We start from the raw sequence: 19,743 nt of genomic DNA on the forward strand, positions 1-19,743 counted from the left end.
GACGTTATTTTGGCGATGGCCATAATCCGTATCGTTTTGAAATTAGGTTGCTATCGTATAAGATGGTAATAATATCTATAAAGCAGGAAAAGACGGGAGACAACGATGAATCAACCGCTCTATGGCGTATGGTTAGGTGACGTATTCTTTTGTTTTTCCGGTGAGGTTTCGGAGCCACGAGTAGATGCATGGAGCAGAGTGGTCCGAACCTTTCGCAAACCGGATGGAACCCGTCCCTTCGCTAACGCTTCCCTCCGGCTTGCCGAGCTCCGATATCCGGCCAAAGTCCTCGGATCGAAAAGCGCGCGGCGTCCGGAACGGAAGACGCTTGGCGGACGGACGATGGAAGGGCTTGCGCTGACACCGGGAGACGCATTCTCCATGCTGGTCTCGCTGGATCCCGAGCATACCCAAGCTCAGGGTTTGGCCGTCGGCGAGGAAATGGAATATTGGGTGCAAGCGAGCAGATTCGCATTGGAGCTGTTATTGCAGGGGAAGTTTGCACCAGGGACGGCGGAGGTGCCTTCAGCCGGAAGGCGCAAAACGTCGATGCACACGATAAAAGCGGTATGGAAACCGCAGTTGAATACCGAGGATACGGCGCGTTTTCTGCAGCTGGCCGCGAATATGCCTCCTATTGCCATCGGGACCCCTGCAGCGCTTGCCGGAACCGATCCTTCCACGCGGGAGGAAGCGGGGGCGATCGTGCTGTATTCTTTCCTGTGCGGCGTGATCGACAGTCAAGCCAGGGCTGCCGTCCGCGAATCGGAGGACAAGCTGAGGGCCTATCTGGCGAACTACCGGCGGGGACAATCCCCGCTTACCGAGCTGTGGTGGAACAGTCTGTTGACGGTCAGTCGGGATATTCCCATTCAAGGAACGGCGGAGGAAGTGGGCGAGCTGGAGGAAGCCGTAGAACGGGTCGGGGGGACCATGTTCCCTTACGCCGGCGGGGAGGATCAGCCTCCTGAGAACGGAACCCTTGCCCTTGGGCTGCGGCTCGAACCGCCGCTGGAAGAGAGCCGGAAGGACTGGAAGGTAACCTTCTGGGCGCGAAGCCAGGAGGATGAAGGCTTATTAATGCCGGTCCGGAGCGTATGGGGAAGTCCGGAATCCGATCAGCTGCTGCGCGGACGGATGTATGCTGGGATCCAGCTGCAGCTGCTCATGAGGCTGGGAGAAGCCGCGGCGCTGGCGCCCGAGCTGGCGGAAGGCTTGTACGGGCGCGCTCCAGAGAGCGTCACCCTGCCGCTGGAGCGGTTGTCGACGTTCATGAAGGAATCGGTTCCGAGATTAACGGCGAGCGGCGTTACGGTTCAAATGCCGTCCCGTTGGAGCAGGGAAGGACGCCGCCGCGTCGGCTTATCGCTCAAAATGATGCCGGATGCAAGATCGTCAGGCGAAGCACAGTCGACGCCGGTGCTCGGAATGGAGCATCTGGTCAGCTTCCAAATATCCGCAGCGATGGGCGGCCATACCCTGACGCGCGAGGAATTGAAATTTTTGGCTGAACAGAATCTACCTTACGTCCAGTTCCGCGGGGAATGGGTTGAGGTGGATTTGAAGGAGATCAATCAGGTGCTGCGCTTCATGAAACGCCACGAGAAGGGCGAGATGAAGCTGGCTGAATGGATGCACCTAAGCGCCGAAATGGATGGAGAGCGCCTGTGGAAGGGGCTCTTCATCGAAGAAGTGGAGACAACGGGCCTGCTGTCCTCCCTGCTGGACGGGGAAACGGTGCGCAAGCTGCCGTCCCGCCCGATCCCGTCCTCGCTTCACGGAGAGTTGAGGCCGTATCAGGAACGGGGATATCAGTGGCTAAGCGTGATGTGCGATTTGGGCTTTGGCGTTTGCCTTGCCGACGATATGGGGCTTGGAAAAACGGTGCAGGTCATCACTTGCCTGCTGGAGCGCCTCAATACCGAAGCTGCGGGAGGCCCGGTGCTGATCATTTGCCCGACCTCGCTTCTGGGCAACTGGCAGCGGGAGATCCAGCGATTTGCGCCGGATCTGACCTTGCATGTGCACCATGGCGTCCGCCGTCTGCGCGGAGACGATTTCCTGCAGGAGGCGGCCGATCATGATATCGTGCTGACGACGTATCACTTGGCGGGAAGAGACGGGGGGGACTTATCCGCGATCCAGTGGTCGAGCGTGGTGCTCGACGAAGCCCAGTATATTAAAAATTATCGTACGAAGCAGGCGCAGAGCGTCATGAAATTATCCGCGCCGCACCGCATTGCGATGACGGGGACGCCAGTGGAGAACCGTCTGGCGGAGCTGTGGTCGATCTTCCATTTTCTCAATCCGGGATATCTCGGATCGTTTAACAGCTTCCGTCAGCGCTATGCGCCGGGGGAAGGGCAACAGGAGAGATTCCGGGAGCTGCACAAGCTGGTTTCTCCATTCATGCTGCGCAGACTCAAGAGCGATCCGGACATCCGCAAGGATCTGCCGGAGAAGCTGGAACTGAAATCGTATTGTCCGCTGACCGAGGTTCAAGGCGCGATGTATCAAGCCGTCGTCGACGAGATGATGGGACAGATCGAGAGCCGGACGGGCATGGCCCGGAAGGGGCTTGTCCTTTCATCCCTCACCAAGCTGAAGCAAATATGCGATCATCCGCAGCTGCTTCGACGCGACGATGGACGCGCTGTGCGTCCCGAGTCCTCCGGCAAGATGGAGCGCATGCTCGAAATTCTGGACAGCATCGCGGATGTGGGGGAATCGGCGCTGATCTTTACCCAGTATGTGGGCATGGGCGAGCTGTTGGTAAGCATGCTTGGACGCAAATACGGAAAACAGCCGTATTTCCTTCATGGAGGGGTGCAAAAACGCGAACGGGATGAGATGGTACGGGCGTTCCAGGCAGGCGAGGGGACGGAGTTCTTTGTCCTGTCGTTGAAAGCCGGGGGCGTAGGCCTGAATTTGACCCGTGCGAACCATGTGCTCCATTATGACCGATGGTGGAACCCGGCGGTCGAGAATCAGGCGACGGACCGCGTATTCCGGATCGGGCAGAACCGCAACGTTCAGGTCCACAAACTGATTTCCCAGGGAACGCTGGAGGAGAGAATCGACGAGCTGATCGAACAGAAGAAGGCGTTGTCCGAGCAGGTGGTCGGGTCGGGCGAAACCTGGCTGACGGAGATGTCGGACGGCGAGCTCCGCCAGTTGATCGAACTTCAGGAGCAGGATTGGATGTAACCGAAAATGCCGGTCGACGGATGGCATCATGCCTATCGGGCGTACTGGTACGCGAATGGAATGTAAGGAGGTGCGGGCTATGGAAACTGCGGGATTAGCCGAAGGGCTCAGGCTCGAGATCGAACCGGGATGGTTGAAGGGAAAAGCGGATGGAGACATCGAATCGCCGGAGACTTATGAGGTCAGCGTTCAGGTGGAGAAACTGGATCCTGCCGCCCGCGAGGCAGTTCTGGCGTATCTGGAGGAAGACCCGCAGGCGTTGTACCGCCTGCTTGCAGGTGAGGGCGCCCCTTGGCTGGATGAACTGGCGCCATCCCCCCTGCGGGGCGAGCTTGCCGCCGAAGCGCGCTGCACCTGCGGCCGAGCGGCTTGCGCACATGCCGCAGCCTTGCTGGCTGCCGCAGCCCGGCGCCTGGCGGCAGAGCCGCTCCAGCAGCTGACGCTGCTGGGGCTGCCGCGGGAAGCGCTGCTGGCCGGCGTCTTCGACGCCTGGGCCAAAGCAGCCCCGCCGCCGGCAGGCGGCTCTGCCGCGGAGTCGGCCGCCCGCGCAAAGGAGAAGGGACCGTCCGGTCCTTCTCCGGGCGAATGGGTGGCCGAAGCGGCGGCCGAGGGCCGCTTGCACCGGCCCGGTCCGCAGCTTAGCGAGCTGGCGGTGCAGCTGTCACCGCCGCCTCCGGCCGATCAGCTCGGCCCGGCCGGCGACTGGACAGGCTTGCTGCCGGGCGTTCGCGGCGCGTCCAAAGCGCTTGCCCTGATCGCTCGCGGGGCGGCCAAGCAAGCGGACCAGAAGCGCCGCAGCTTGGAGCCGCCTTCGCCATAGCTTGGAAGTCCATTGCAGAATGGTATGGAATTCGGTAAGAGCGGCGCCGTAAATCGAGGCAAGCTGCCGAATACCTGACATAACCGGAGTAAATCCGTCATGATTCGTCAGCGGCTGGTTTGTCCTGCTTATTCCGAATAAGGTACAATGGGGGCAGGACAAGCTGTAGGAAAGGAAGTAGCAGAGATGAATGCATTTTCGGGAAGAGGAATCCGGTTTACAAGCGTAATGCTGTCATCCCTGCTGTTAGCAGGGGCCATTCTGGCGGGATGCCAATCCGACGATGCCGGCTCCGGCAAGGAACAGGGGCAGGAATTGCAGTCGCCGGCCGAGGGCCAGGAAGGCAGCACGCTTCCTGAAGGCGGCTCGGAGAATGGGGAGACGGGTGCTGAGAATCAGCCGGCGGATCCGGTCATGGCAAAGCGCAGCGAGAATGCGCTACAGGCCACCATCCAGGAGAGCGGCGGCAAGCAGGTCGTGACCAATGCGGAGGCCGTGACGGTCGTCGTGAACAAGCAGCGCAGCTTGCCGGACGGTTATGAGCCGAGTGATCTTGTGGAGCCGGATGTTCCGTTTTCTTTTGACGAGCCGCACGAGAAACGGCACCTGAGACAAGAAGCGGCGAATGCGCTCGAGGAATTGTTCGATGCGGCCAAAGCGGACGGCATCGAGCTCCGGGCCGTATCGGGATACCGTTCTTATGCCCGTCAAAAAACCATATATGAGAACAATGTTCGTACCAAGGGGGAAGCCGAGGCTAACCGCGTAAGCGCTGTGCCGGGTACGAGCGAGCATCAAACCGGCCTGACCATCGACGTATCCAGCCCAAGCGCAGGCAATGCGCTGGAGGAAACGTTCGGCCATACGGAGGAGGGGCAGTGGCTGGCGAGCCGCGCGCCGGAATTCGGCTTTATCATTCGTTATCCGGAAGGGGCCGAGGATATTACCGGCTATGTATACGAGCCTTGGCATATTCGTTACGTAGGAAAGGATTTGGCGCCGGATATCGCTGACAGCGGCCTGACGATGGAGGAGTATTTCGACGAAGCGAACATTAAACTGTAAGCTGTGCTAATAGTCGTAGGATAAACGGGACTTTTTATCCTTGTACCGCGGCTTGCGAATCTATAAAGTAGAACAGGACCTGCGCAAGACCGGGCGATGTTCTAGTTATACAAAGGAATCCCGGAGCGAGCCGCTCCGGGATTCCTTTGTATATGGACTGAAGCATTCGGATTACTTATTCAGTGGCGAGTCTTCATAACCGGGATCATCGTAGCCGGTATCGTTCAGCTTGCCGATGATGTTCATATCCTCGATGGTTTTGCGGGTGCGTTCATCCCCATGTTCATGGAGAAAGGTGTAGAGGTTAATTGTCCGTTCATCGTATTCCTCGACGGCATCGTCATGATCTGCCGATTTATATGGGACGAATGTCCGTTTAAACGCATAGCGATCGCTGCTGCTGACCTCATGGAGCAGCCCCCTCAGCTTCGAGACCTCTTCATCATCCATATATACGACATATTCGTTCGTATCGTTCGGTACATCCTGGATCAGGTTGTGATTGACTGAAACATAATACGTCTTTTTATCGTTTGTCATGATAAATCCCTCCAGACTTCGGCAGCTCAAGGCTGCTCGGAATAGACACGGGGTTTAAGCCGGCCGCCTCCCCTTACTGTGCATTTTTCTAATCATATACACGTTCGGGGCCCGGATGAATCAGAAGCGAAGTTGGAAGGGGCTTCCTTTTTCACATGGGGCAAGGAATTTGGTATGATAGAATCACCATGACGGCAGTATACTGGATGATGAGGATCCTATCATGACACATGAGCAAATCTGCGAACTGCAAAGAAACATGGGGCAGCCGGTTTATGGCTGGCTATAAATCGTTTATAACCTTGATGAAGAGATATGACAATGTGCCGGCAGACCGCCGGTGAATCGGGATAAGAGACAGAGGAGGATTCATAAATGAAGATTTTACAAAAGCTCAAGGATGGAGCTAACCGCGCAACGGAAAAGGCGCAGCACGTGGTCGAAGTGAATAAGCTCAACAGCCAAATTTCCGAAATCGAACAGCAGAAGAACTCGTACTACTTGCAGATGGGTAAAGTTTTCTATGAGGGCTACCGCCAGCAGGATATGACGATTGCGGAAAAGGAAATGGTCGAGCTCGCGCAAACCTGCGATGGATTGCAGGAGCAAATCGAAGCGATACGGAACCGCATCGCGGTGCTCAAGAATGAACGGGTCTGCGAATGCGGCCGCGTGGTCGCGCTGGATGCGAATTTCTGCCCGTACTGCGGAAATAAGCTTGCCAATTTGATGGACCCTGAGGAGTCAGCGCCGGAAGAGCAGCGGGAGCCCGAGCGCAAGAGCATGTTCGATAAACGCGAATATGCGGCGGCTGAAGAAGTCCAGGAGGAACAGGACGATATCCAGACCTATGATTATCGTCCGAATCCGGATCCGTACGAGCCCGACCTGTACGATCCTGAACCGGAACGCCAGCGCGAGGAGATCATCGAGCGGTCGTCCGAACCGGAGGTTGATCCTGAACGGCTGCGCCTCGAGCAGGAAGAACAGGAGAGGGAGCGCCGTCATTGGGAAGAGCTCGAGCGCGAGCGGGAGAGACAGCTGGAGCTGGACCGCCGCATTCGTTTCTGGCAGGAAAATAATCAAAGTCAGGACTACGTCGGAGACGATGAAGCGACCCGCGATATGGTGAAGTGCCAAATTTGCAGCGTCGACCTGCCGAAAGGCTCGAAATGGTGTCCGCGCTGCGGAGCTGAACAGATTTAAGAGATAGGGATTCGGACGATCATGCCCTTGCGCGGTAAACAATGAACAGTGTGAATGATAGAGCAAGCGTTCGAGCATCTATGGGAGGACTAATATTATGGAACAATTGCTGCATCATTTGCGCAATTTGGGATTTACGGAAATTGAGTCGAAGATTATGGTGGACCTTGCCGAGCACGGGCCTGCAGGCGGGTATGAGGTAGCTAAACGTTTGGGCGCTTCGCGTTCCAACGTCTATGCGGCCATGCAGCGTCTGGAGCGGCAGGGAGCGCTTGAGCGAATGGACGGGGAACCTGTCCGTTACCGTTCGCTGAAGCCGGAGGAATTGACGCGAATGATATCTGGGCGCGTGGAGGCATCCCTCGCTTTTGTGGAGAAGAGCCTGCCGCGGAGCAGCGGCACGGCCGCTCCCTTCCTTAGCATGGAGGGGGATCAGGCGGTGCTTGATGTGCTTGTACGGGAACTGAAGCGGGCGAAACGGGAGATCGTCGTTGACGTCTGGCGCGAGGAAGCGTCGCTGCTCCGTGAGCCGCTGGCGGAAGCGGAGGCCAGAGGGGTAAAGGTGCTGTGGGCTTGCGACGGTCCGGATCAGGGACTTTCAAGAACTTTGGCGTGGCCCGGGTGGAGCGACCTTGCGGAGCGCAGGGCCGGCGGCCGGAAGTTCTCGTTTGTCGTCGATCGGCAATGGTGCATCTTAGGGATGCGCGGCGGGGACTATGATACGGGGGCGGTCATCACGGAGCATCCGGTCATGGCAGAGCTGCTCTTGCATCATTTTACCCAGGAGATGGTATTGTTTCAGTTGGAACAGGACATGGGCGAGCAGCTGGAAGCGCGTTACGGAGAACATTTTGGCCTGATTCAAAGCGAGTATCTTAATGCGGAGCCGGAGGCTGAAGCGCAGGAAGACCAGGAAGACCAGGAAGATCTGGCTGCGTCATCGATAACCCGCCCGCTGGCGGGACATGAAGGCGATCCCGAAGAAGAAGTGAACGGGGACTCCAATCGTAATACGGCCTAGGGGCACGTTTTAGATCATTGCCTTTCTGGAAGTGACTTTTGTCACAGTTAAGCATCATGTTTCATCGTAGAATGGAATAGACATAATGATTAGGAACGCCGGGATTCATCTTGGCGTTTATTTGCTTAAGACCGGCAACCGGCGTGAATGAAGGCCGAGATGGCAGGAGAACATGAATGAGACGGATGTGAACCGATAACATAACAACCAAGAAGGGAGATGGATGAGCATGGAATGCATCGTTCATTTTACAGTCGGACATAAAGAAGGCCCCAAGAAGCTGCGGGGATTGATTTTTGTTGATAAGGGAGAAACTCCTACAGGTGAGCAGCTGCTCGATATGTTTCATGAAATGGAGTACCGGGTGGTGCCTGACCCGCATGATGAACTTCTCTTTAAACCGGAGAACGGCGCGGAAAGTTATACGTATATACGCGTGAATGAATTGGATATGGGGCAGGAGCGATATACGGAAGACCGTAATTTGAAGGTGCTGCTGAACGAGCTGCTGCCGAAACAACGCACGGGTTTGTAACGGCTTCTTGATGCTATTTAGAACCATGCGAAGATCATAAGCCCTCCGCCTTCCGCCAATGTCCGCTGGGATTTGTAAAATCCGCTTGCTATAATGGATGTACGGAAGGGGATGGCGATGTTTATTATTGCAGGAATCGTGGCGCTTTTGATTTACGGCTTACTGGTTTATTATATTGGCCGAAGCGTATGGAGCTGGTTGAGGCCGGGGCCGTCCATGGCGCTCAAATGGGTATACATAGTCGTGCTGACCGTGGTATCGACATCGTTTATATCAGGACGGTTTTTCGGTAATCCAACCGTGCTGAATATCATAGGATCGTATTGGATGGCTATTTTTTATGTGCTGATTATCCTTCTCCCGTTGATGCACATCGTGTTATGGCTGCTGAGGATGACGGCATTGCGAAGAGATGGGCTGGAGAAAGCGGCGGTATCCGTCGTGCTGGTGCTGATGGTGATCGCGATCGGTTTCGGCTCCTTTAACGCTTATAGTCCAGCCGTGCGTGCTTACGATATTCAGGTGGACAAGGATGCGGGTACCATGGAGAAGCTGAATATCGTCATGGCGTCCGATATGCATTTCGGCGTCCTGTCGGGCAAGGCGCACGCTGAGCGCATGGTGAAGGAGATCAACAGCTTGAAGCCGGATCTGGTGCTGTTTCCGGGTGATATTATTGATGATGATCTGGATGCTTATTTAAGCCAGGGGATAGATCGGATTTTGACCGGTATCCAGGCAACCTATGGCGTATATGCTTCGCTTGGCAATCATGACCGATTTGAAGGGGAGATCACGGAGCTGATATCGGCTCTCGAGGACAGCGGCATGACCGTGCTGTATGACGAGAAACTGACGGTGGAGGGCTTGACGCTGGTAGGCAGGCGGGATAAACAGGATCAGGACCGCGCCGATTTGTCCGCGATCATGGAAGGGGCCGATTTATCCAAGCCGGTCTTTCTGCTCGATCATCAGCCGAATGCGCTGGACGAAGCACAGCAGCAGGGCATTGACCTGATCGTGTCGGGGCATACGCACCGCGGTCAGGTATTCCCGGCGCATTTGATTACGAGGGCCCTGTTCGAGAACGATTGGGGATATCTGCAAAAAGGCCGGATGCATTCCATCGTGTCCTCGGGCTACGGCTTCTGGGGACCGCCGATTCGGCTGGGCTCCCGTTCCGAGATCGTGCAGATCCATGTTACGTTTCAATAGATGAAATTGTCGGAGAAAGCTACCGTTGAGGTGGCTTTTTTGATGGAGGCAGCGTATCACCGCCTGTAACCGGCCCGCCTGTGACCGGGCCCCCAGTGACTGAGCCTCCTACGACGGAGCCTCCTGTGACCGATCCTTTCGTGCCCCTTCTCGCAGTTCGAATTCATTGGCGAAGGGCCGTTTTCGGCAGCCCTTGATATGTATTGGGGGGTTTATTCCAAAGCGTACGGACTGAGCGAGGATACCCGGGTTGGCTATGAATTGACGATACTTGATGACCATGGTCAGCCGGTAAGTCTGGGCGTACTCGAATTCCGATTGAAGCCGCATAAGCCGGGAACGGTTCCGACGGAGGGATATGAGATCGCAACTCCGGATCGTGAAGGGGTATACCGAGTGAATGCAGGTTTAACGGCTGGGGATATGGATCTGGGAGGGAATGGGAGCGATATCCTGTTCCGCTGGCAGCAATCTCACGTCGGGACTTATACGCTCCGTATCCAGCTGGTTGATATAAACAGTGATATGTCGGTGCCCATCGGTGATCCCCTGGAATGGATAATTGAAGTGATGCCTACAAGTTGATGCAAGGGAAGGCTGTCCCATTAATCGTATGAGGCAGCCTTTTTTTCTTTAATTGACCAGTAGTTTATTATTTCCGTAAATTTTCACTTTATTTTTTCATAGGGAATGCGTTATACTTCATTCATTCGGAAATATAACATTTATGCGTAAGCATTCTAAGGAATTCGGATATCATACATTTTCTCGTATAGGTGCAGGAATCGGCCTGCATGTCTCTACCCGATCACCGGAAATGATTGGACTACGGGTTATAGCAGCAGCGGACAAGCCAGGTCAATTCCGTTTGATCGGACGGCTAACGGTGCGTTTTTGCTGCTTATGCCCACTTGTTTCTTTCCCGGCGATTCGGTGAAGGGAGGAAGTGGGCTTTTTTGCTTGGAATGCGGACAACAAATTTAAGGGGGAGCATCATGCAATTACTGCAGAACAAAGTGAAAGAGGAAGGCATTGTATTAAGCGGACAGGTACTGAAGGTGGATTCGTTCCTGAATCACCAGATGGATCCGGTGTTGATGAAAGAGGTGGGAAAGGAATTTACGCGATTGTTCAAGGAAGCGAACGTGACTCGCGTATTGACCATCGAATCCTCCGGCATCGCACCGGGCATCATGACCGCGCTTGAGATGGAAGTGCCTCTCATCTTTGCACGGAAGCAGAAATCGCTGACGCTCCGTGAGGATATATTCGTTGAGAAGGTGTACTCCTTCACGAAGCAGGAGACCAACGAAATTACGGTCGCTAAGAAATTCATCAAGCCGGGCGACAAGGTGCTGATCGTGGATGACTTCCTTGCCAACGGCGAGGCGGCATTCGGGCTTGCCCGAATCGTCGAGCAGGCGGGTGCCGAAGTGGTGGGCATCGGGATCGTCATTGAAAAGGCGTTTCAACCGGGAGGACGCCTGCTGGCCGAAGCGGGCTACCGGGTAGAATCCCTCGTACGGATTGCATCACTTGAAGACGGCGTTGTGACATTCGCATAGAACGAAAGCTAACAAATTAATGGGGGGAATCAAGAAGCCATGGAACAACAGAAACAAGCGGTGCAAGAACCGATTTTCGATAAAAATCGGAGTCCGGGCAAAACCTTTTCGCTGGGTTTGCAGCATGTATTGGCAATGTACGCAGGGGCAATCATCGTACCGCTTATCGTTGGCGGGCAGCTCGGTTTAACGACGGAGCAGCTGACGTATCTCATCGCCATCGACCTGCTGGCATGCGGGGTCGCTACTTTGCTGCAGGTATTCGGGAACAAGTACTTCGGTATCGGCCTTCCGGTCATGCTCGGCTGCGCGTTCCAGGCCGTAGGTCCGATGATCATTATCGGACAGCAGCATGGCATGTCGGCTATATATGGAGCGATTATCGCTTCCGGTTTATTTGTCATTCTGTTCTCCGGTTTATTCGGTAAGCTGATTAAGGTATTCCCGCCTGTCGTTACAGGCTCTGTTGTTACGATTATCGGTCTGACGTTGATCCCCGTAGCTTTGAACGACCTTGGGGGCGGCCAAGGCAGCGAGGATTTCGGCAGCGCGCTGAACATTTCCCTTGGCTTCGGCGTTCTTGCCTTCATTATCATCATGAATCGTTTTGCCAAAGGCTTCTTGCGTTCGATTTCCGTTCTTATGGGTCTCATTCTCGGCACCCTGGTTGCCGCGTTATACGGCGGTGTCGATCTCACCCCATTGCGCGAAGCCGGCTGGTTCCGCGCGCCGCAACCTTTCTTTTTTGGTACGCCGGAGTTTAAAATCGTTCCGATCATGACGATGATTCTGGTAGCGATCGTCAGCGTTGCCGAATCGACGGGCGTATTTATGGCGCTTGGCAAAATCGTGGATCGCGATATCACCTCCAAGGACTTGTCCAGAGGTTACCGCGCGGAGGGTCTTGCGATTGTGGTAGGCGGTATTTTCAACTCGTTCCCGTATACCACGTACTCCCAAAACGTTGGCTTGATTCAGATGAGCCGTGTGAAAACGCGCGACGTCATCGTAGTGGCAGGCGGTTTGCTTGTATTGATCGGATTCGTGCCGAAGATTGCCGCCATGACGCAGCTTGTGCCGACATCGGTTCTGGGCGGGGCGATGGTTGCCCTGTTCGGCATGGTGGTTTCTTCCGGCATTCGGATGTTAGGGGATCAAGTAGACCTTAACCGTCATGAGAACTTGTTCATTATTGCGTGTTCCGTCGGCATGGGTCTTGGCGTCACAACCGTCCCGGGCCTGTTCGCCAGCCTGCCCGACAACCTGCGCATTCTTGCCGATAACGGCATCGTGGCCGGCAGCTTGACCGCGATTGTGCTGAATCTGATCTTCAACGGCTTCAAAACAAAGCCGACCCGAACAGAGCAAGGTGAGACGGCAGAAGGGCACGCAGCTTAAAATAATCTTCGAAAGCAGCCGGTCCAGTTCCGGCTGCTTTTTTTGATCCTGTTCGGTCTTGGGCTAAAGCCCAAAAAACGGCTCTTCCCAATCAAGGGAGGAGCCGTTTTTTTGCATCACATAGCTTTAGATGCGCTGCATTTGTTTCTCCGCAAAATTGCCGATCCATGGCAGCTTGAACCATTTTCCCTGAATGGCGTTAAACATAAGCACCAGCCACATCAGCACGCCGACCAGTGCCAGTAGGGCGGAGGCCAGAAGGCCGATGATGGGCACCGCGCTTGACAGCAGGTGGGCGACGGCCAGGAGGCCGAAGGCCAGCAAGGACTGCAGCGCATGGAATATGACATATCGGCTTCTCTTTTCTAATGAAAGAAACAGAATTCCTCCGACCATGGGAAGAAGATAGCACAGCGTCGCGGCCAAATTCTCGGGAAGTCCTGTGGACGATTTGAAAGGGGACAACTCATCAACTCCTTGTCTTAGACCGGTTCTGGGGTAGGGCAAGCTTTATACCTTACCTTATGAGCCGATGGGACAAAGTATGATGGTTATATCCCGGACTTATTTCATTTTCAATTGGAGCAGATATTTGACTAGCGCATCCTGCTGCTTCTGCGTGAATCCGCTGCTTTCGTCCACCCAATACTCATGCCCCTGACCGGTGACGTGGGTATCTCTAAGTCTAGAATCCTTGCGGTTCGCCTCAATGACCTGCAGCCTCAGCTTGCGGTCGATCAGGGCTTTCAGGCTGTTGTAGGGATCCGGGTGAATGCCCTTCATAAGCGTTGCCGGCACTCCGGCTTGCGACAGCTCCGGCCCGACCGCGACGCCCCCGTCGTGCAGATACGGTGCAGACCAGCGGAGGCCGATCAATCCTTTGACCTTATAACCGCCGCCCGATTTATGGCCGAAGCCCAGCTCGATCTGTTCCGGGTCTATATCATCCAGCGGCACTTTAGTCGTCTTGGCGTCCGGAGGAATCGGGACAGCCGTGTCGGGCGGGTAGAACTCCGCCTCGCCAAAAGCGTTCTGCGTAAAATGGAAGGCCTTCGCCCTTGCAGGCTCGGTGCCGATTTCTGCCGCACGCAGAATGCGGTTGTTGGTAAAATAGTCGCCTGCGTGGCAAGTGATGCACTGCGCTTTTTTGAAAACTTCCGCTCCGAGGCTGAGGGTCTTGGCATCGGAGGTTTCAGCCTTATCGGTTTCAGGCGGACGGACGGTATTCTGATATGCGGACATGGCATTGACCTGCTCTCCGGCCTTAAAACCCGGCGAGCTGATATACAGCCCGTTCGGCGCTATGGCCGAAACCTTGGGGAAGTTCGGAATCTTGATAACCTCATTAACGCCGGGGGTTCCGGGATTCGGGTCCAGGCGGTCGAAGAATTCGGTCGGCTTCAGCCCGCTGCTTGGATCATAGCGAAACTTGCGATGGGCCGCATTTTGCAGGATGGTGCCCATATAAATTTCTTTGTCGATCCCCATTAGCGGCTCGCTGACCTCGGTTTGGCTTAATGTATCCGTATTTTGAGCGTGAACGTTGTTGCTGAAGGTGCTGAGTCCTTTGAAGGGACCCGCGATAGCGAAGCCGCTCCAGCTGTACGGATGGTCGCCCTTTGTAAACATATCGGGAATTTGGGTCACGTCGCTGACCTTATCGACGGTAGTATCGAAATTGCCGGGCGCCCATTTGATCAGATTGTCGTCAACGGCTTTTTCCAGCAGGGCGGGATCCGGGAGGGCTTCGGCTTGCCCTTTGGAATTTATGATGGTACGCTGCCCGTTCTTGACATAATCCACGAGGTTCGCAACGTCCGTGTGGGTGAAATACGCTGCGCTATTCGGGGCCAACGCCAGCATTAAACCGAGGTTCAGATCGGAATTGGGCGCGCCCTCCACGACCATTCCCGTATCACGGTTCACGGTGGCATGGCAGGCCATGCAGCTAACGCCGATGCGGGTTTTGCCTTCGGCATATTTGAACGTTACGCCAATGGGGGAATAGGCTCCTTTGGCTACGTCAAAGCCGGTATCGATTTTATCCCCCTTGCGGAAGGTTTTGCCGCCGATGGTCACATCCTGATCAAGCTCGACGCGCAAATTGGTGGTTCCCCGTCCTTTCAGCTCGGCAAGGGCCTTAGCAACGTTTTTGAGCTTCATCGGACCGTCGACGATCCCCAAAATATCGGTCAAGAACACCTCATTGCCAAAGGATTCCTCATACAACGTGCGGCGCCCCAGGGCAAGCAGCTCTTTCGTTACCTCAACTGCGCCATTGGAGGCTGTCAAACGGGGGTGCTGATCCTGCAAAGCGGTTCCCGGGACCGTAAGCGTCTTGCCCCACAGGTCATACTGGCGAATGACATCGGTTTGCCGGGCTTGGATTTGCGTGGAATTGGAATTTTCCAATTTATGCGCAGGCGGTACATAGGCATACTCCGGTTCCACGACATTAGCTATGAGCCATAAGGCTGCCGCGACGGCGATCGGGATCAGCCACAGCAGAAGCCGCTTCGATTTTCGCATATCAAATCACCCTTTTATTAGCAGGTCTGATGAATCATCTCTTCGCTGCCGTATGCAAGGGCTCTAGTCTACTTCCACGTCATGGCGGAGCGGAGATTCGGCATTCACCTGTTTATCCGGACCTTTTTCTTTCGGAACCAGACGCTCGTCTGTTCTGCCTTGATGATGGTTGTCGAAATCATACTCCGCCAGCCGCCACTCCGTGGAGCCCATCTGCGGATCGAACGGGAATTCCTCTCCTCGCTTCAGGTATTCCTCCCGTCCCCATTCATTCGTGTACGTTCCGTCCACGTCTACCCCTTCTCTCGAAATCGGGTGAAGATCCTTGTCTTTACCGGACATGTTGCATGCTCCTCTCAGCTTGATTTTAAGAAATGATTCATATGGCATAAAGTAACCAGAAAGAGGGGGGACTATCCGCCGAAATTTGCATGTTAGCCAGTGAATGGGCTTGGAAAAGGCACAAAGGCTCCCTGCGGAGGGAGAACGAGGTTTGCGAATTGCCAGCTATTCGGCGGAAGCCGCGGCGGATTTCAGGGTATCGAGGATATGGCGTTCCAGCAGTACCCGCGGGTTCTTCCAGCGGCTGACCTTGCTGTCGGCCGTAAATACGACAACCGCATCCAACTGGGGAAAAAGGTAGATTTGCTGTCCTCCATGGCCGTGGGCGAGCGCATAAACCGATCCGTTCTGAATGCCGGTCCACCATTGGAACCCGTAATCGCCGAATGCGGGATAGCCTTTCGCTTGCGGAGTGAGCGCTTGCTTAAGCCAGGTTTCAGGAATAACGGGCTTGCCTTGCCACAGTCCCCCGTCCAGGCAGCATTGACCGAATTTGGCCATGTCGCGGGAGGTAAGATACAGACCTATATGACCCATGCTGTGGCCCTCGGGGCTCGGGGACCAGGCGGCATGGCGAATGCCGAGCGGCTCGAATAGATATTTCCGGGCATAGGCATAGGCGTCCATTCCCGTGGCCTCGCTAATCGCAACGGAGAGCAGGTGGGAATCGGTGCTCCGGTATTGGAATCGGCCCATTTCCTGTTCGATGACAGGGAGGGATAGGGCGAAACTCGTCCATTTCCGGTTGCGGTGGAAACGGTGGATGAGCGGTTCCCCAAGCTTTTTACCGGTTTGCCACGCAAAGCCCGAGGTCATCGTCAGCAGATGATGAAAGGAGACGCTACGCAATAACGGATGGGCTTGCTGGGGAACATATCGCTGAAAGATATCGGTCACGGAGGCTTTCAGGTCAGGCAGCTCGCCTCGTGAGAGGGCGATGCCGCAAAGCGCAGACGTAAAGCTCTTGGTGGCCGACCTTAAATCATTCAGCGAGGATATGCCGTGGCCGCCGTAATAGCGTTCGTAGATAAGTTTGCCGGCATGAAGGAGGAGAAAGCTCCGCATTTTCGGATATTGCTTCTGTATGATCAGGTCGACCTGATCGAGCGCGTCGCGCCGAAGGCCAACGTCTTCAGGCTCCGCGACGGGAATGGGCGGGCTTGAGGCAACGGGGGAATGCAGGATAGTCTGTGACTTCACCATGATATAACGGCCTCCTTGTATCTCATCTTCTCAAATCTTTGATTCCGGTCACGGCATTCTCCGCTTGCAGCCGGCAGGATCGTTTAAAAGTATCTTAACCAATTCTGTGCGCGACCGATGACGTTACGAAAAACATAGTACAGAAAAACAATTTTTGGGAAAGATGAAACAAACAGAGGAATATGATATAATATATTAATGATTCAGTTGCATGCTGTTAGGGTATGTATAGTGTCAGGTGCATTGGTAAGTTGCTGAATATCAACCTAATGGTCACCGTAAGAACTGCAATATGGCTTCAACTTAATGAGGTAGATCTTTTCGGCATTCTCTTTAAACGGAGTAATTTATTCCACACGTTTTGGGAGGGATCCATCATGGCAACGAAAGGTCACAATGAGGTTAAGGAAAGTCTGCGGGAAATGACACGAATTTTCCGGCCTAAAGATCCGAAAAAATTTGTAAAGGAGTATGTCCGGAAGTACCATATTATGGGGGGCTACGAAGAAGAGCTTACTCTTGTTGTTGAGCATGAACTTGGCAAGCTGAATTCCTCCGTTTCGTAACCTGTAACAGCACCTGGTCTATAGAAATATCACAGACACGCATCGCATCTTCACCTTGTTAACGACTAATGACATGAACCATTTTAGCGCCTATGGTTAAACCGTTTTTGGGACAAATGTCCCGAAAACGGTTTTTTTGCGTTTAGCCGTTTTCCAATCATGGTGTCTTCGTGTTACGCGGAAAGTCTGCTTCTCGGGGCATTTTGCATCGGTCCCTACATATATTGTTAGCAATCGATCCGATAAGGATATAAGGGAGTGGGCAGATGTGAGGATACAGCTTAGACGGAAGGAAGAGATCGGACATATCCGCGAGGCCGGGCGCATATTGGCCGCCTGTCACCGTGAAATAGCGAAAGTCATCAAACCGGGGATCACGACGAGCGAGATCGATGCCAGGGTCGAGAAGTTTCTGGAGAAGAACGGGGCCTTCCCGGAGCAAAAAGGCTACAAAGGTTTTCCTTACGCGACTTGTGCATCGGTCAACGAGGTGGTGTGCCATGGATTTCCTGACCAGCGGCCGCTGCAAGCCGGGGATGTAGTCACCATTGATATGGTGGTCAATAAGAACGGATGGCTGGCCGACTCCGGCTGGACTTATGCGGTGGGTCAGGTTTCCCCGGAAGTAAGGCAGCTTATGAAGCATACGCACGAAGCTCTGTTTAAAGGAATCGAGGCCGCGCGGCATGGCGCAACCTTGGGCGACGTCGGCCATGCGATCGAGCGGGTCGCCGAGAGAGAAGGCTATGGGATCGTCAAACCGCTTGTCGGTCATGGTATCGGCCGCGCCATCCACGAGCCGCCCGATGTACCCAACTATGGAAATCCCGGAAGGGGCCTCAAACTCAAAGCAGGCATGGTCATTACCATCGAACCGGTATTTACCCTGGGCCCTTCGGGCGCGGTGTTCTGGGGGGATGACGGCTGGACCATCTCCAGCGCGGATGGATCGGTGGGCGTCCAGTATGAGCATACGATTGCCATTACGCGTGGAGATGCTGTTATTCTGACGGATTAAGATGCCGAAAAATATACCATAATAATAGGAGGCATTCTTTGCAGGGCCGGTTGCGGCTTTCGAGGAACACCTCCTTCATCATGTTTGTCCGGGTTGAAAGGGGGAAGGGCTGCATACAGATTCAAAAAGGCGTAAATGACTGTATATATAGCTATGAAGGCTGTCGTTGACGGGATGTGAAGAATGTCGAATGAGGGGTCGCGGGGTGGAAGGTTCGCTTTGAAAGCGATTGCAAAATCAGTAATGGCGCGACTTTGACGACTTTTCGAACAATTTGTGAACTCCCTGTGAATGATTGACAAAAGCAACCCATGAACTTATATTTAATAAGTGATTGCTTTAATTGACAGGATTACTTCATCCGTGATTGTGCAGGTAGATTACCGCTGTTTGCGCCGGATGGTAGTCTACGAAAATCGGAAAAGTGGGGTAGATCAATGATGAAACGGTGGCAGGCTGTAAAGCGTCTTCTTCCTTTGATGGCCATGTTTGCTTTGGTGTTATCCGGCTGCGGCCGAGAGGATTTGTCGGTCTTAAGACCACAAGGTCCGGTAGCACAAGGTCAACTGGATTTAATTAAGCTCTCCATTTCGATTATGATCGTCGTAATGGTTGTGGTATTTGGAATTGCCGCATACGTGCTTGTTAAATTCCGTAGAAAAAAGGGACAAGATGAAATTCCTGAGCAAGTGGAAGGTAACCATAAGCTTGAGATCATTTGGACGGCGATTCCGCTGCTCTTGGTGCTCGTGCTTGCAGTTCCTACTATTCAAAAGGTATTTGCTTACGGAGAGAACGACTGGAACAATCCGGATGCAGTTAAGGTGGAAGTTACTTCTCACCAGTTCTGGTGGGAGTTCAATTATCCAGACTACGGCGTAAGAACGGCTCAAGAGCTGGTTGTTCCCGTAGGCAAGAAAATTGCGTTCCAATTAAAAACGAATGATGTGCTTCACTCCTTCTGGGTACCATCGCTCGGCGGCAAGATGGATACAAACACGGAAGGCAGCGTTAACTACATGACTCTGGTTGCTGACAAAGCGGATACATACATTGGTAAATGCGCGGAGTTGTGCGGTCCTTCTCACGGTTTCATGGAATTCCGGGTGAAAGCGGTTGACGATGCGGCATTTGACAAATGGGTAGCGGCATTCAAAGAGCCAGCGGTGCTTCCTGCGGATGCGGCACTCGCCGAGAAATTCAAGACCAACTGTCTTTCCTGCCACGCAGTGGGCGACCAAGGCGGAGCGATGGGTCCTAACCTGACCGGCATTGGATCCCGTGAGACGATTGCGAGTATCTTGCTGAACGACATAAGCGGCAAACCAGGCACTAAGCCGACGAAAGACAACCTGGTGGAATGGCTGATGGAGCCTCAGGCTGTAAAACCTGGCAACACGATGCCTAATCCGAAGGATCTCGGCTTCAGTGACGAAGAAATCGAGCAGATTGCCGATTACTTGGCCAATTATAAGTTGGATTATTAATACAGCAAGAACTTTAAAAGGGGGTA

The 19,743-nt window shown here is 54.2% G+C and carries 18 protein-coding genes and 1 riboswitch; of the genes, 13 read left to right on the plus strand and 5 right to left on the minus strand.

The genetic code is table 11. The annotated features are described in order from the left end of the window. Positions 1-105 precede the first annotated feature (105 nt). The 3 genes from BMX45_RS24185 to BMX45_RS24195 all read left to right on the plus strand — a co-directional run bounded on the left by BMX45_RS24185 (position 106) and on the right by BMX45_RS24195 (position 5,092). Complete coding sequence (locus tag BMX45_RS24185; protein WP_090912553.1) at positions 106-3,207, plus strand: DEAD/DEAH box helicase; 3,102 nt, start codon at positions 106-108, stop codon at positions 3,205-3,207. 28 nt (positions 3,208-3,235) lie between these two features. Continuing rightward, positions 3,236-4,027: a hypothetical protein gene (locus tag BMX45_RS24190; RefSeq protein WP_254778240.1), complete on the plus strand. Its 792-nt coding sequence runs from the start codon at positions 3,236-3,238 to the stop codon at positions 4,025-4,027. 186 nt (positions 4,028-4,213) lie between these two features. After that, positions 4,214-5,092 (plus strand): M15 family metallopeptidase, encoded by an 879-nt coding sequence (locus BMX45_RS24195; protein ID WP_090912556.1) that lies wholly within the window; start codon positions 4,214-4,216, stop codon positions 5,090-5,092. Positions 5,093-5,263: 171 nt separating this feature from the next. On the opposite strand, the gene BMX45_RS24200 is transcribed toward BMX45_RS24195, so the two are convergent. Next, the gene (locus BMX45_RS24200; RefSeq protein ID WP_090912558.1) at positions 5,264-5,632 is read right to left on the minus strand and encodes a hypothetical protein; all 369 of its coding nucleotides are present in this window, start codon (positions 5,630-5,632) and stop codon (positions 5,264-5,266) included. Positions 5,633-6,007: 375 nt separating this feature from the next. Here BMX45_RS24200 and BMX45_RS24205 point away from each other — a divergent pair, with 375 nt between their 5' ends. From BMX45_RS24205 to BMX45_RS24235, 7 genes are all read left to right on the plus strand, one after another. After that, the gene (locus BMX45_RS24205) at positions 6,008-6,838 is read left to right on the plus strand and encodes a zinc ribbon domain-containing protein (RefSeq protein WP_090912560.1); all 831 of its coding nucleotides are present in this window, start codon (positions 6,008-6,010) and stop codon (positions 6,836-6,838) included. A 97-nt stretch (positions 6,839-6,935) separates the two neighbouring features. Continuing rightward, positions 6,936-7,859, plus strand: a complete 924-nt coding sequence (locus BMX45_RS24210) for a TrmB family transcriptional regulator (RefSeq protein ID WP_090912562.1) — start codon at positions 6,936-6,938, stop codon at positions 7,857-7,859. A gap of 223 nt (positions 7,860-8,082) precedes the next feature. Beyond that, positions 8,083-8,394: a hypothetical protein gene (locus BMX45_RS24215; RefSeq protein WP_090912564.1), complete on the plus strand. Its 312-nt coding sequence runs from the start codon at positions 8,083-8,085 to the stop codon at positions 8,392-8,394. Positions 8,395-8,511: 117 nt separating this feature from the next. Next, positions 8,512-9,609 (plus strand): metallophosphoesterase, encoded by a 1,098-nt coding sequence (locus BMX45_RS24220; RefSeq protein ID WP_175495200.1) that lies wholly within the window; start codon positions 8,512-8,514, stop codon positions 9,607-9,609. Between the two features lie 198 nt (positions 9,610-9,807). Next, positions 9,808-10,194: a hypothetical protein gene (locus tag BMX45_RS24225; protein ID WP_139212494.1), complete on the plus strand. Its 387-nt coding sequence runs from the start codon at positions 9,808-9,810 to the stop codon at positions 10,192-10,194. Between the two features lie 163 nt (positions 10,195-10,357). Further along, positions 10,358-10,458: riboswitch (purine riboswitch) on the plus strand. 146 nt (positions 10,459-10,604) lie between these two features. Beyond that, the gene (locus BMX45_RS24230; protein ID WP_009593434.1) at positions 10,605-11,174 is read left to right on the plus strand and encodes a xanthine phosphoribosyltransferase; all 570 of its coding nucleotides are present in this window, start codon (positions 10,605-10,607) and stop codon (positions 11,172-11,174) included. Between the two features lie 39 nt (positions 11,175-11,213). Further along, the gene (locus BMX45_RS24235) at positions 11,214-12,572 is read left to right on the plus strand and encodes a nucleobase:cation symporter-2 family protein (RefSeq protein WP_090912567.1); all 1,359 of its coding nucleotides are present in this window, start codon (positions 11,214-11,216) and stop codon (positions 12,570-12,572) included. Between the two features lie 126 nt (positions 12,573-12,698). On the opposite strand, the gene BMX45_RS24240 is transcribed toward BMX45_RS24235, so the two are convergent. The 4 genes from BMX45_RS24240 to BMX45_RS24255 form a co-directional block, all read right to left on the minus strand. Then, entirely contained in the window at positions 12,699-13,037 is a 339-nt protein-coding gene (locus tag BMX45_RS24240; RefSeq protein ID WP_009593435.1) for a DUF4870 domain-containing protein, read from the minus strand. 99 nt (positions 13,038-13,136) lie between these two features. Further along, positions 13,137-15,101: an electron transport protein gene (locus tag BMX45_RS24245; protein ID WP_090912569.1), complete on the minus strand. Its 1,965-nt coding sequence runs from the start codon at positions 15,099-15,101 to the stop codon at positions 13,137-13,139. A gap of 63 nt (positions 15,102-15,164) precedes the next feature. Continuing rightward, entirely contained in the window at positions 15,165-15,443 is a 279-nt protein-coding gene (locus tag BMX45_RS24250) for a transposase (RefSeq protein WP_090912571.1), read from the minus strand. 165 nt (positions 15,444-15,608) lie between these two features. After that, on the minus strand, positions 15,609-16,646 hold the full coding sequence (locus BMX45_RS24255) for a serine hydrolase domain-containing protein (RefSeq protein WP_090912573.1): 1,038 nt from the start codon (positions 16,644-16,646) through the stop codon (positions 15,609-15,611). A gap of 377 nt (positions 16,647-17,023) precedes the next feature. Between BMX45_RS24255 and BMX45_RS24260 the strand changes: the two genes are divergently transcribed. The 3 genes from BMX45_RS24260 (at position 17,024) to coxB (ending at position 19,717) form a co-directional block, all read left to right on the plus strand. After that, positions 17,024-17,212 carry a hypothetical protein gene (locus BMX45_RS24260; protein ID WP_006208082.1) on the plus strand — a complete coding sequence of 63 codons (189 nt, stop codon included), beginning with the start codon at positions 17,024-17,026 and terminating at the stop codon, positions 17,210-17,212. Positions 17,213-17,480: 268 nt separating this feature from the next. Beyond that, a complete protein-coding gene (gene map / locus BMX45_RS24265) occupies positions 17,481-18,230 on the plus strand; it encodes a type I methionyl aminopeptidase (protein WP_090912575.1) in 750 nt (249 codons plus the stop codon). Positions 18,231-18,667: 437 nt separating this feature from the next. Further along, positions 18,668-19,717, plus strand: a complete 1,050-nt coding sequence (gene coxB, locus BMX45_RS24270; protein WP_009590534.1) for a cytochrome c oxidase subunit II — start codon at positions 18,668-18,670, stop codon at positions 19,715-19,717. Positions 19,718-19,743 lie beyond the last annotated feature (26 nt).

Origin of the sequence: Paenibacillus sp. cl141a (assembly GCF_900109305.1) — a bacterium.
Lineage (GTDB): Bacteria > Bacillota > Bacilli > Paenibacillales > Paenibacillaceae > Paenibacillus_AQ > Paenibacillus_AQ lautus_A.